Genomic DNA, 11,309 nt, shown 5'->3' on the forward strand with positions numbered 1-11,309 from the left:
GACGGTGTTCTTCCCCGCGCTCGGTTCGGCGGCCGGGACCGTCGCGTCACTGGCGACCCTCGGCGTCGCTTTCGTCGCGCGGCCGCTCGGCGCGGACCGAGATCATCCACCTCGAGGACGACTACGAGTACGACGACTTCGACGACTACCCGGAGAACGCCGACGAGGAGCGCGCCGAGCCCGAGTACATCGAGCCGCCCGACGACGATCCGGTCGAGACACGGCGCAAGCGCAAGCCGCTGCGCTGGCTGGTCGCGCTCGTCGTGCTCGCCCTGATCGGCGGCGGCGCCTGGTACGGCATCGACGCCGTGTTCGGCTACGACGACTTCGAGGGCAGTGGCGAGTCCGACGTGCTGATCGAGATCAGCGCGGGCGACTCGACCGGCGCGATCGGCCAGGAACTGGCCGGGGCCGGGGTGGTGGCCAGCGCGAAGGCGTTCGTGAAGGCCAGCGAGGACAACTCGAAGGTGCTGAGCCTGCAGCCCGGCTACTACGTCGTGAAGACGAAGATGTCCGGCGCCGCGGCGGTGGCGAAGCTGACCCAGGACGGCTCGCGCGTCGGCGTCCTGCAGGTGCGCGCCGGCACCCAGCTGGACGACATCACGCAGCCCGACGGCACGGTCACGCCCGGCGTGTTCACGCTGCTGTCGAAGGCCTCGTGCGCCCAGCTGAACGGGCAGAGCACCTGCATCCCGGTGGAGCAGCTGCGCGACACCGCGGCCAAGGCCGACCTGGCGGCGCTCGGCGCGCCGGACTGGGCGGTGCCGGTGGTCTCCGGGTCGACCGACGCCCGCCGCATCGAGGGCCTGGTCGCGCCCGGCGTCTACGACGTCAAGCCCGGCTGGTCCGCCGAGGAGCTGCTCGGCTACGTGCTGAAGACGTCGGCCACCCGGATCCAGACGGCCGGGCTGACCGCGACGTCGAAGTTCCAGGGCCGCACGCCGTACGAGACGCTGATCGTCGCCTCGCTCATCGAGCGCGAGGGCGTCAAACAGGACTTCGAGAACATCGGGCAGGTCATCTACAACCGGCTCGCGCAGAACATGCGCCTGCAGCTGGACTCGACGGTGAACTACCTGCTGGACAAGCCGGTCGTGACCACCACCGACGACGACCGGAACCGGCCGGGCCCGTACAACACGTACAAGATCCCGGGGCTGCCGCCGACGCCGATCTCCTCGCCGAGCCCGGAGGCGATCCAGGCGGCCGAGGAGCCGACGCAGGGCACGTACGTGTACTTCGTGAAGTGCGAGAAGAACGGGCTGTCCTGCTTCGCGTCGGACCTCCCCGAGCACGAGCAGAACAAGACACTGGCGAGGCAGCGCGGTGCGTACTGAGCGCAAGGCGGCGGTGCTGGGCAAACCGGTGGCGCACTCGCTGTCGCCGGTGCTGCACACCGCCGCGTACGCCGCGCTCGGCCTGGACGGCTGGACCTACGAGCGCGTCGAGATGGACGCCGCGGGACTGCCCGGGTTCGTGCGCGGGCTCGGCCCGGAGTGGGCCGGCCTATCGGTGACCATGCCGGGCAAGCGGGCCGCGCTGGACTTCGCGAACGAGGCCACGCCGCGGGCGGTGGCGGCGGGCGCGGCCAACACGCTGGTGCCGACCGCGGGCGGCTGGCTGGCCGACTGCACGGACGTCGACGGCGTCGCCGGGGCGCTGCGGTGCGCCGGCGGGTTCACCGGCGGGGAGACCGGCCTGGTCCTCGGCGCGGGCGGCACGGCGGCCGCGACCGTCGTGGCGTTCGCGGAGCTGGGCATCCGGCGCGCGGTGCTGGTGGTCCGCGACCCGGCCAGGGCGCGGGAGACCGTCGAGGCGGCCGGCCGGGCCGGCGTCGAGGCGGACGTGCGCGTGTGGGCCTCGGCGGACTTCGGCAAGCTCGCCGCCGACTGCGCGGTGCTGGTGAGCACGGTGCCGCCGGCGGCGGTCGCGGAGCACGCGGCCGAGCTGGCCGCGGCGCCGTGCGTGCTGGACGTGATCTACCACCCGTGGCCGACGCCGCTGGCCGAGGCGGCCGCCGGACGGGTCGCCACCGGGCTGGACATGCTGCTGCACCAGGCGTTCGGCCAGGTCGAGCACTTCACCGGCAGGCCGGCGCCGCGCGAGGCGATGCGCGACGCGCTGCGGGAGGCGACGGGCGGCATCCTGCCGCTGCCCCTGGACTAGCGTGAGCACCATGAAGATCGTGGTGCTGGACGACTATCAGGACGTCGCGCGGAGCCTCGCGGACTGGGACTCGCTGGGAGCCGAGGTCGAGGTGATCACCTCGTACGTGGGCGACCACGACGAGCTGGTCCAGCGGCTGGCCGGCGCGGAGGTCGTCGTCGCGATGCGGGAGCGCACCCGGTTCACCGCCGAGGTGCTGGAGCGGCTGCCCGACCTGAAGCTCCTGGTGAGCACCGGGCGGCGGAACGCGGCCATCGACCTCAAGGCCACCGAGCGGCTGGGCATCACGGTCTGCGGCACCGGCTACCTGCCGCACCCCACGGCCGAGCACACCTGGGCGCTCGTCCTCGCCGCGCAGCGGCACCTGGAGACCGAGCTGGCCGCGATGCGGGACGGCGCGTGGCAGTCGACTGTCGGCATCGGGCTGCACGGCAAGACGCTCGGCCTGCTCGGGCTCGGCAACCTCGGCCAGCGGGTGGCGCGCATCGGTCAGGCGTTCGGCATGGAAACCATTGCCTGGAGCCAGAACCTGACCGCCGAGCGGGCCGCCGAGCACGGCGTCACCGCGGTGTCCAAAGAGGACCTGTTCGCACGCGCGGACGTCCTGTCCGTGCACTTGGTGCTGTCCAAGCGCACCCGCGGTCTGGTCGGTGCGGCCGAGCTGGCCGCGATGAAGCCGGGCGCGTTGCTGGTGAACACCTCGCGCGGGCCGATCATCGACGAGCAGGCGCTGTTGGACGCGTTGCGGGAGCGCCGCATCCGCGCCGCGCTGGACGTCTACGACATCGAGCCGCTGCCTGCCGACCACCCGCTGCGCGCGATGCGCAACGCCACGCTGACCCCGCACCTCGGCTACGTCACGCGCGAGGTGTACGAGATCTTCTACCGCGACGCGGTCGAGGACATCGCCGCGTGGCGGGACGGGAACCCGGTCCGGGTCATGACGCTGTGACCGGGGGCGCCTCCCCGGGCGGGAGGCGCCCCCGGCGGCTCAGCGGACGATCGTGCCGCTGGAGCTGATCCGGTTGCTGATGTTGGCGGAGAAGGACTGCACCTCGGCGTAGACGCCCGGGTAGTCCGGCCGGGCGCAGCCTTCGCCCCAGCTCACGATGCCGACCTCGACCCACTCGCCCGCCGCGTTCTGCTTGACCATCGGGCCGCCCGAGTCGCCCTGGCAGGTGTCGGTGCCGCCCTCCGGGTAGCCGGCGCACAGTTCGTAGGCCGGCTGCAGGTCGCTGCCGTAGGACCGCTGGCAGGTGGAGTCGCTGACGTAGGGCACGGTCGCGTACTTGAGGTAGCGCGACTGGCCGCCGCCCTCGACGGTGGCGCCCCAGCCCATGATCGTGAAGGTGCCGCTGTTGAGCGAGGTGTCACCCGGCGCGGCGAACTTCAGCGTCGGGGCCGATGCCGCGGACGCCAGTTCGATCAGCGCCCAGTCCTGCGCGCCGGTGCTGGCGTACTGAGGGCTGCGGTAGACGTAGGTCGACTTGATCGACTGGCCTCCGCTCGCCTGCAGGTCCACCTTGCCGAGGGTGGCGGTGATGCTGGAGTTGGTGCCGGTCCGGCTGACGCAGTGCGCCGCGGTCAGGACGACGCGCGGTGTGACGAGCGCGCCGCCGCAGCCCATCGACAGCCGCACCATCCACGGGAACTGGCCCTGGGTGGCGTTGGTGCCGCCGACGACGAACGGGGTGACGGTGTCACCGGACGGCTGCGCGGCCTGCGCCGGGGTCAGCGCGGCGGTGAGCGCGGTGGCGAACGCGGCGGTCGCGAGAATGGCGCGCCGGAGCGTTTTCCCGATTGATTTCCGCAATTTCAGACCCCCGCCGTCTGACTGATCCAGGACCGGTTCGCGGCGACGCTGCCATAGATCTGGGAAGAACTGCCGTCCGCCATGGACGCGACACCCACCTGAACTCCATTCGCCATTTGGGGGCCGCCGGAATCGCCCTTCCAGGCCACGCCGCTCACGCCGGTGGAGCAGATCGCGCGACCGCCGTAGGCGTCGGTGCAGCTGCCGCCGATCCGGGTGTTGCGCACGGTCGCGGTCTTCAGCTGTTCGGCCGCCGAGCCGTTGTAGCTGGTGCGGCCCCAGCCGTAGATGGAGTTGGTGCTGCTGACCGCCGGGTCCGCACTGGCCAGCCTGGCGTAGGTGGTGCTGACCGAGGTGCCGAGCTGGAGCAGGGCGAAGTCGGTGCTGGGGTTGGCGACCTGCCTGGTGACGGTCGCGGTGACGCCGCCGGAGGAGCGGTACACGCTGCCGACGCGCACGGTCATGCCGGAGCCGAGGCAGTGCTTGGCGGTGAGGACCCACCGCGACGCGATGATGGTGCCCGAGCAGTTGAACTGACCGTTCACGAACACGGCCGCCGCCCACGGCGCGCTCGAAACGGTGCTGCCGCCGATGATGAACGGTTCGACGGCCGGTCCCGCGGCGACCGCGGGAGCGGCGCCGCCGACGGCTATCCCGGCCGCGGCGGTGATTGCGGATATCCACCGGAAAATGCGCATGACGAATAAACCTCCGCAGGGGTGAGGTATTCGCGCCCGACGATGTGCGCGACAGGCAGAAGTTAGCGCGCGGAGAACCCGACGAAAGTCGTCAATCCGGTGTCACCGGCGGGAAAACACCCCGGATGGCCTACGACCAGTGGCCGGTTTTCGGCGCCGCCCCGGAACGGCCGACACGACGCTCTCGGGCGCGAACACGCCGTGTTTGCCCGTCGGGCGGCCTGATTCGCCCTTCCCGCTGTCAGGCGGCGCGCAGTTCCGCCAGCACCGCGTCGGTGAACGGGGGCCACGCCTCGATCGCCCACGGGCCGAAGTCCAGGTCCGTCAGCACGACGCACGCGGCGCCCGCGTCCGGGTCGACCCACAGGAACGTGCCGGACTGCCCGAAGTGCCCGAAGGTCCGCGGCGAGCTGTCCGCTCCCGTCCAGTGTGGACTCTTCGAGTCGCGGATTTCGAAGCCCAGCCCCCAGTCGTTGGGCTTCTGGTGTCCGAGTCCGGGCAGCACCCCGTTCAGCCCGGGGAACGCGACCGACGTGGCTGCGCGCAGGGTCGCCGGGTCGAGCAGCTTCGGCGCCTGCAACTCGGCCGCGAACCGCACCAGGTCGTCCACCGATGACACCCCGCCGGCGCCGGGGGAGCCCTCCAGCCGGGTCGACGTCATGCCCAGCGGGGCCAGCACCGCCTCGGACAGGTACCCGGCGAACGGGATGCCCGAGTGCTCGGCCAGCGCGTCGCCGAGGACCTGGAAACCGGCGTTGGAGTACATGCGCCGCGTGCCCGGCTGGGCCATCACGCGGTCGGAGTCGAAGCCAAGGCCCGCGGTGTGCGCGAGCAGGTGCCGGATCGTCGACCCCTCCGGCCCGGCAGGCGTGTCCAGCTCGACCACGCCCTCCTCGACTGCGATCAGCGCCGCGTACGCGGTGAGCAGCTTGGTCACCGAGGCCAGCCGGAACGTGCGCGCGGTGTCGCCGTGGCTGCCGGCCACCGTTCCGTCCGCCCGCACCACGGCCGCCGCCGCGTGCGGGGCTGGCCACTGATCGATCCGCTCCAGGCTCCGCATACCCAAAGCCTAAACGGCGGCTGTCCCGCGCCGGGGACAGCCGCCGCCGGATCAGGCGTCGAGGTCGCTGGCGACCAGCTCGGCGACCGCGTCGACCGCGGCCTCCGCGCCGTCGCCCTCGGCGGCGATGACCACCTCGTCACCGTGGCCCGCCGCCAGCGTCATCAGACTGAGCAGGCTCCCGGCGGGCACCGGCGCCCCGCCGTCCTTGGCGATCGTCACCGGCACCGCCTGCGCGGCCGCGGTCTTCGCGACCAGGGCGGCCGGCCGGGCGTGCAGGCCCACCTTGCTGGCGACGGTCACACGTCGTTCCGCCATGTTCGACCTCTCCTCACTTGCTGGGCGTGCCGGCGTCGGCGGACGGCTGTTCGGCGTCGTCCTCCCGGCCCGGCGTGCGCAGGTTCCACTTCGTGATCACCCACCGGAACAGGAAGTAGTAGATCACCGCGTACACCAGGCCGATCGGGATCAGCAGCCACGCCCGGTTCGCCGCCGGCGCCGACGAGTTGAGCGCGAAGTCGATGAACCCGGCCGAGAACGAGAACCCGAGGTGGATGTCCAGCGCGTTGCAGATGGCCAGCGACAGGCCGGTCAGCACCGCGTGGATCAGGTACAGCGGCCACGCCACGAACATGAACGCGAACTCGATCGGCTCGGTCACACCGGTCAGGAACGAGGTGACCGCACCGGCGATCATGATGCCGCCGACGACCTTGCGCTGACCCGGCCGCGCCGTCTGCCAGATCGCCAGCGCGGCGGCGGGCAGCGCGAACATGAAGATCGGGAAGAAGCCGGTGGTGAACGCGCCGGCGTTGGGGTCGCCCGCGAAGAAGTTGGTGATGTCACCGCCGTCGAAGATGAACCACACCGGCACGTTGATCAGCTGGTGCAGGCCGATCGGCAGCAGCAGGCGGTTGAGCAGGCCGTAGATCCCGCCGCCCACGACGGCGTTGCCGGTCACCGCGTCACCGAGCCACTGCATCGCGTTGTCCACGGCCGGGAAGATCAGGCCGAACACGACACCGATCAGCAGCAGCGCAACCGAGTTGATGATCGGCACGAACCGGCGGCCGCCGAAGAACGCCAGGTACGGCGGCAGTTTCACGCGGTGGAAGCGCTGCCACAGCACCGCGGTGACCAGGCCGACCACGATGCCGCCCAGCACGCTGTAGGGCCATTTGATGGGCTGCAGGTACCAGCCCTCCTTGAAGCCCTCCAGGTCGCTGACCGGCGCGAACACCTGCACGACCTTGTTGAACACCACGAACCCGACGACGGCGGCGACACCGGTCGAGCCGTCGCCCTTGCGCGCGAAGCCGACGGCGATGCCGACCGCGAACAGCAGCGGCAGCCAGTCGAACAGGCCACCGCCCGCCGCGGCGAGCACGGCGGCGACCTTGTCCCAGCCAAGGCCGTCCTTGCCGAGCAGGTCGTCCTGCCCGAGGCGGCTCAGCAGGCCTGCGGCGGGCAGGGTGGCGATCGGGAGCATGAGGCTGCGGCCGAAGCGCTGCAGCCCCGCCATCCCCCTCCCTTTGCCCTTGGTTCCATCTGCGACGGTGGCGCTCACGGGTTACCTCCGTGTTCGGCGGGGACTGTGCGATCGAGTTGCATGGACACCTCGTACCGGTCGCCCCGGTACCACGAGGTCATGTCCTCCACGGGGACTCCGGACGCGCTGGAGACCCGGCGGAAGACCAGGAGCGGGTCGCCGGCGCGGATGCCGAGCAGGCGCGCCGTCTCCCGGTCCGCCGCTTCCGACCACACCGTCTGGCGGGCGTGGTCCAAGCGGAGGTCGTAGCGCTGCGCGAGTTGCTCGTACAGCGAGGAGGTCAGGTCCAGATCCGGCAGCCCGGGCACCCGGCCGGGGTGGTACCAGCCGCGCTCGACGGCCAGCGGGGTGCCGTCCGCGCGGCGGCGGCGCACCAGACGGTACGCCTGCTCGCGCGTGCCCAGGCCGAGCGCGCCCGCCGTCTCCGCCGGCGGGGTCTCCAGCCCGCAGTGCAGCAGCTCGGTGGCCGGCGTCAGGCCGCGGCGGCGCATGTCGTCGGTGAACGACATCAGGTACAGCTGCAGCTCCATGCGCCGCGTCGCGGTGAAGGTGCCCTTCCCGCGGGCACGGGTGAGCAGGCCTTCCTCGACGAGCTTGCCGATCGCGGAGCGGACCGTCAGCCGGGACACCCCGTAGCGCTCGGCCAGCTCGCGCTCCGACGGGATCGGCGACCCCGGCGGCAGCTCGCGCTCGATCGAGCGCCGCAGGATCTCCCGCAGCTGCGCGTGTTTCGGCGTCGGCCCGTCCACCACGCGGTCGGCGGTGGTCGCGGTCTGCGCCATGCCACCTCCAGGTTTCGGGTTGGTTTCCGGGGTCGCACCGGCGGCCCGTAATTGGTACGTTCCGGTCTAGACCATTTCTTGATGGGGCAGAATGCTCCGCTACCCGGGCGGGTGTCAACCACCGTTACGGGTTCGTGTTCGGCAAGCAGAGAAGGAGGCCGCCGTGGCGGACGACAGGCCGGAAAAGATCCTCGCGGCACTGGGCGGCGCGGACAACGTCGTCGAGATCGAAGGCTGCATCACGCGGCTGCGGTGCGAGCTCGAGGACGGCTCGCTGGTGGACGAGGCCGCGCTGAAGGCGGCAGGCGCGCACGGCGTGATGAAGATGGGGTCGGTCGTGCAGGTCGTCGTCGGCCCGGAGGCGGACACGATCGCCAGCGACATCCAGGACCTGATGTGAGCGTGACCGTGCAGAGCCCGGTGCCCGGCCGGGTCACGCCCATGTCCGAGGTGCCGGACCCGGTGTTCGCGCAGTCGATGGTCGGGCCCGGGGTCGCGGTGCTGCCCGCGGGCGGGCGGCAGGACGCGCTCAGCCCGGTCGACGGGACGGTGGTGACGCTGCACCCGCACGCGTTCGTCGTCGCGACCGCGGGTGGTCAGGGCGTGCTGGTGCACCTGGGCATCGACACGGTGAAGCAGAAGGGCGAGGGCTTCACGCTGCACGTCGTGAAGGGCGAATCGGTGCGCGCCGGGCAGCCGCTGATCAGCTGGGACCCGGACGCGGTCGCCGCGGCGGGGTACTCACCGGTGGTGCCGGTGGTGGCGCTCGACGCGGACGCCGAGGCGCTGTCGGGAGTGCTCACCGGCGGCTCCGTCGACGCCGGCGAGCAGCTCTTCACCTGGGATTAGGCGCCGCTCGGGCGGAGCGGGCCGCGATCCCTAGGCGGTCACCACGTTCTGGCCCTCGACCTTGACCGGGATGGGGGAGAGGCCGGTGTCCGCCGGGCCCTTCTCCAGCGCGCCGGTCAGGGTGTCGAACTCCGAGCCGTGCAGCGGGCACTTGATGGCGTCGCCCTCGGGGGCCACCGTCGCGCCCTGGTGCGGGCACACGGCGCTGAAGCAGGCGGCGGTGGTCTCGGTGGGCCGGGCCAGGATGGCGGGCTTGCCGTCGACCGTGACCGACTTGGCCTGGCCGACCGGGACGTCGTTCAGGGCCGCGACGGTGGTGCCGGACGGGGCGGAGGGGGCCGAGCCGGTGTTCTGGCTGCTTCCGGACGTGCCGCTGTCGCTGCCGCCGCAGGCGGCCAGGACCACGGTGCCCGCGGCGGCGCCGGCCACGGCGACCCCGGTCGTCAGGACGGTACGGCGGGTGGGTGAGTGAGCAGTCATGCCCCGTGACACGGTCGCGGTCCCGGCTCGGTTCAATCCGGCGGCGGATTGAACCCGATCGCGTTCCGCCCCGTGGTGAACGGGTGCAAGGATCGCCGGTGGAGGAGGTCGGGTCATGGTGGCGTGGCTGTTGCGGATCCTGGTGGTCCTCGGACTGCTGGGGTCGGCCTGGGTGCACTGGGACCTGTGGGCCAACGAGGGCTTCGACGAGATCGAGACGATCGGGCCGTTGTTCCTGGTCAACGTCGTCGCCGGGGTGGTCATCGCGGTGGCGGTGCTGTTCTGGCACCACTGGCTGCCGGTGCTGGCCGCGATCGGGTTCGGCGCGGTCACGCTGGCCGCGTACCTGATCTCGCTGACGCCCGGCGGGTTGTTCGGGGTGCGGGAGCAGTTCGCCACGTCCGCGGAGACCTGGGGCGTGATCACCGAAGCCGGGTGCGTGGTGTTCGGCGTGGCGTTGCTGTTCGCGCAGCGGGTCCGGCGGAAGCAGGGCGTGCTGGCGTGAGCGACGGCGCGGAAGACCAGTTGATGCGGGCGCTGCACGACGACCACGCGGCCGCTCTCTGGTCCTACGCGCTGCGGCTGACCGGCGGTGACCGGGCCCGGGCCGAGGACGTGGTGCAGGAGACGTTGCTGCGGGCCTGGAAGCACCCGCGGGTGCTGGATCAGACGCAGGGCTCGGCGCGGGCGTGGCTGTTCACGGTGGCGCGGCGGATCGCGATCGACGACTGGCGGTCGGCCGCGCACCGCTCCGAGGTGACCACCGATTCGCCGCCCGAGCTGGTCACGCCGGACGACACCGACCGGGCGTTGCAGGGCTGGCTGGTGGCGGAGGCGTTGAAGGAGTTGTCCACGGCGCACCGCGAGGTGCTGCTGCTGTGTTACTTCCAGGGTTTCTCGGTCGCCGACGCGGCCGCGAGGCTCGGGATTTCCGCCGGGACGGTGAAGTCCCGGACGCACTACGCGCTGCGGGCGTTGAAGCTCGCGCTGGAGGAGAAGGGGGTGACCCGGTGACCGAGCCCGACGAGTTCGTGACCTACGACGCGGCGTACGTGCTGGGCGCCCTGTCCCCGGAGGACCGCGCGGCGTACGAGGAGCACCTGCGCGGCTGTGCGCGGTGTTCCGCGGCGGTGGCGGAGCTGGCCGGCTTGCCCGGGCTGTTGTCGCAGGTGACGCCGGACATGGTCGAGGGGGAGCCGCCACCGGACCGGTTGTTGCCTGCGTTGTTGCGCGGGGTGCGCCGCGCCCGGCGGCGGCGGGTGGTGACGACGTTCGGGGTGGCGGTGGCCGCGGCGGCGGCGGTGCTGGCGGCGATCTTCGTGCCCCAGCCCGACGGCGGCGGTGGGACGGCCATGACGCCGCTGGGCGCGTACCCGGTCCAGGCGACGGCCGCGGTGGCCGAGGTGTCCGGCGGCAGCCGCGTCGACATGTCGTGCAGCTACCGGGGCGCCTACCAGGGCGCGGGGTACCTGCTGGTGGCCATCCGGGCGGACGGATCGGAGGCCCAGCTGGCGACGTGGAACGCCACCCCCGACCGGGACGCCCGCATCTCGGTCGGCACGGATTTGCCGCCGGAGGAGATCAAGGCGCTGGAGATCCGCACGACCGGAGGGGTGCCGCTCCTGCGGTGGCATCCGTGAGGGGAGTGGGGCGTTGTGCCGCGCTCGCGGATCTTCATGCCCGCGCTTGAAGGTTTCGCCGCGCTTTGTTTTTCGCCCTGCGAAAATTTTCCGCCGCGCCTGAAGATCTCGTCGCGCCTTGAATTTGCGCCTTGCCCCAGTTGCCCGCCAGACCTCAGCTGTCGATGGGTCGTGAATCTCGTGCCGCGCCTTTAATCTCCAGAGCGCGCCTCCAGTTTTCCCGCCGCGCCTACAGTTTCTTGACACCCCTCGGCTTCCTGCCCTGCCTCAGG

Annotated in this window: 15 protein-coding genes; 8 read left to right on the forward strand and 7 right to left on the reverse strand. The window is 71.8% G+C overall.

The genetic code is table 11. From position 1 onward, the window contains the following. The 3 genes from mltG to ABZ193_RS26825 all read left to right on the forward strand — a co-directional run. Nucleotides 1–1,337, forward strand: a 1,337-nt coding sequence (gene mltG, locus ABZ193_RS26815) for an endolytic transglycosylase MltG (RefSeq protein WP_354711921.1), incomplete at its 5' end; no start/stop codon positions are given. Between the two features lie 13 nt (nt 1,338–1,350). Beyond that, nucleotides 1,351–2,166: a shikimate dehydrogenase gene (locus ABZ193_RS26820; protein WP_354711949.1), complete on the forward strand. Its 816-nt coding sequence runs from the start codon at nt 1,351–1,353 to the stop codon at nt 2,164–2,166. A 10-nt stretch (nt 2,167–2,176) separates the two neighbouring features. Next, a complete protein-coding gene (locus ABZ193_RS26825) occupies nt 2,177–3,118 on the forward strand; it encodes a D-2-hydroxyacid dehydrogenase family protein (protein ID WP_354711923.1) in 942 nt (313 codons plus the stop codon). 39 nt (nt 3,119–3,157) lie between these two features. Here ABZ193_RS26825 and ABZ193_RS26830 read toward each other — a convergent pair whose 3' ends face one another. The 6 genes from ABZ193_RS26830 to ABZ193_RS26855 form a co-directional block, all read right to left on the reverse strand. Continuing rightward, a complete protein-coding gene (locus ABZ193_RS26830) occupies nt 3,158–3,979 on the reverse strand; it encodes a serine protease (protein WP_354711924.1) in 822 nt (273 codons plus the stop codon). A 2-nt stretch (nt 3,980–3,981) separates the two neighbouring features. Further along, nucleotides 3,982–4,677, reverse strand: coding sequence for a DUF1986 domain-containing protein (locus ABZ193_RS26835; RefSeq protein ID WP_354711926.1), 696 nt, complete (start codon nt 4,675–4,677; stop codon nt 3,982–3,984). A gap of 241 nt (nt 4,678–4,918) precedes the next feature. Further along, nucleotides 4,919–5,737: a serine hydrolase domain-containing protein gene (locus tag ABZ193_RS26840; protein WP_237339433.1), complete on the reverse strand. Its 819-nt coding sequence runs from the start codon at nt 5,735–5,737 to the stop codon at nt 4,919–4,921. Between the two features lie 51 nt (nt 5,738–5,788). Continuing rightward, nucleotides 5,789–6,055 (reverse strand): HPr family phosphocarrier protein, encoded by a 267-nt coding sequence (locus ABZ193_RS26845; RefSeq protein WP_027936689.1) that lies wholly within the window; start codon nt 6,053–6,055, stop codon nt 5,789–5,791. 13 nt (nt 6,056–6,068) lie between these two features. Continuing rightward, nucleotides 6,069–7,259 (reverse strand): PTS transporter subunit EIIC, encoded by a 1,191-nt coding sequence (locus ABZ193_RS26850; protein WP_020423434.1) that lies wholly within the window; start codon nt 7,257–7,259, stop codon nt 6,069–6,071. 41 nt (nt 7,260–7,300) lie between these two features. Beyond that, entirely contained in the window at nt 7,301–8,068 is a 768-nt protein-coding gene (locus ABZ193_RS26855) for a GntR family transcriptional regulator (protein ID WP_354711927.1), read from the reverse strand. Nucleotides 8,069–8,159: 91 nt separating this feature from the next. Between ABZ193_RS26855 and ABZ193_RS26860 the strand changes: the two genes are divergently transcribed. Both ABZ193_RS26860 and ABZ193_RS26865 read left to right on the forward strand, forming a co-directional pair. Further along, entirely contained in the window at nt 8,160–8,468 is a 309-nt protein-coding gene (locus tag ABZ193_RS26860; RefSeq protein WP_268246446.1) for a PTS glucose/sucrose transporter subunit IIB, read from the forward strand. Beyond that, complete coding sequence (locus tag ABZ193_RS26865) at nt 8,465–8,917, forward strand: PTS glucose transporter subunit IIA (protein ID WP_020423432.1); 453 nt, start codon at nt 8,465–8,467, stop codon at nt 8,915–8,917. Before ABZ193_RS26860 ends, ABZ193_RS26865 begins: the two co-directional genes overlap by 4 nt. Nucleotides 8,918–8,947: 30 nt before the next feature. Here ABZ193_RS26865 and ABZ193_RS26870 read toward each other — a convergent pair whose 3' ends face one another. Continuing rightward, nucleotides 8,948–9,397 (reverse strand): Rieske (2Fe-2S) protein, encoded by a 450-nt coding sequence (locus ABZ193_RS26870; RefSeq protein WP_027936687.1) that lies wholly within the window; start codon nt 9,395–9,397, stop codon nt 8,948–8,950. Between the two features lie 115 nt (nt 9,398–9,512). Here ABZ193_RS26870 and ABZ193_RS26875 point away from each other — a divergent pair, with 115 nt between their 5' ends. From ABZ193_RS26875 to ABZ193_RS26885, 3 genes are read left to right on the forward strand one after another with little or no spacing between them, the layout of a single operon-like run. Further along, complete coding sequence (locus ABZ193_RS26875; RefSeq protein ID WP_354711929.1) at nt 9,513–9,902, forward strand: hypothetical protein; 390 nt, start codon at nt 9,513–9,515, stop codon at nt 9,900–9,902. Beyond that, nucleotides 9,899–10,411, forward strand: coding sequence for a sigma-70 family RNA polymerase sigma factor (locus tag ABZ193_RS26880; RefSeq protein ID WP_020423429.1), 513 nt, complete (start codon nt 9,899–9,901; stop codon nt 10,409–10,411). The genes ABZ193_RS26875 and ABZ193_RS26880 overlap by 4 nt, the downstream gene beginning before the upstream one ends. Continuing rightward, a complete protein-coding gene (locus tag ABZ193_RS26885) occupies nt 10,408–11,037 on the forward strand; it encodes a zf-HC2 domain-containing protein (RefSeq protein WP_020423428.1) in 630 nt (209 codons plus the stop codon). Before ABZ193_RS26880 ends, ABZ193_RS26885 begins: the two co-directional genes overlap by 4 nt. The last annotated feature ends 272 nt before the right edge of the window (nt 11,038–11,309 follow it).

This window comes from Amycolatopsis sp. NPDC006125, assembly GCF_040614195.1.
Lineage (GTDB): Bacteria > Actinomycetota > Actinomycetes > Mycobacteriales > Pseudonocardiaceae > Amycolatopsis_E > Amycolatopsis_E tucumanensis.

Excerpts from the sequence above, each read along its gene's own strand:
- ABZ193_RS26825 (WP_354711923.1), top strand. The coding sequence starts at position 2,177 with ATGAAGATCGTGGTGCTGGACGACTATCAGGACGTCGCGCGGAGCCTC.
- ABZ193_RS26835 (WP_354711926.1), bottom strand. The coding sequence starts at position 4,677 with ATGCGCATTTTCCGGTGGATATCCGCAATCACCGCCGCGGCCGGGATA.
- ABZ193_RS26840 (WP_237339433.1), bottom strand. The coding sequence starts at position 5,737 with ATGCGGAGCCTGGAGCGGATCGATCAGTGGCCAGCCCCGCACGCGGCG.
- ABZ193_RS26845 (WP_027936689.1), bottom strand. The coding sequence starts at position 6,055 with ATGGCGGAACGACGTGTGACCGTCGCCAGCAAGGTGGGCCTGCACGCC.
- ABZ193_RS26850 (WP_020423434.1), bottom strand. The coding sequence starts at position 7,259 with ATGGCGGGGCTGCAGCGCTTCGGCCGCAGCCTCATGCTCCCGATCGCC.
- ABZ193_RS26855 (WP_354711927.1), bottom strand. The coding sequence starts at position 8,068 with ATGGCGCAGACCGCGACCACCGCCGACCGCGTGGTGGACGGGCCGACG.
- ABZ193_RS26860 (WP_268246446.1), top strand. The coding sequence starts at position 8,160 with ATGCTCCGCTACCCGGGCGGGTGTCAACCACCGTTACGGGTTCGTGTT.
- ABZ193_RS26870 (WP_027936687.1), bottom strand. The coding sequence starts at position 9,397 with ATGACTGCTCACTCACCCACCCGCCGTACCGTCCTGACGACCGGGGTC.
- ABZ193_RS26875 (WP_354711929.1), top strand. The coding sequence starts at position 9,513 with ATGGTGGCGTGGCTGTTGCGGATCCTGGTGGTCCTCGGACTGCTGGGG.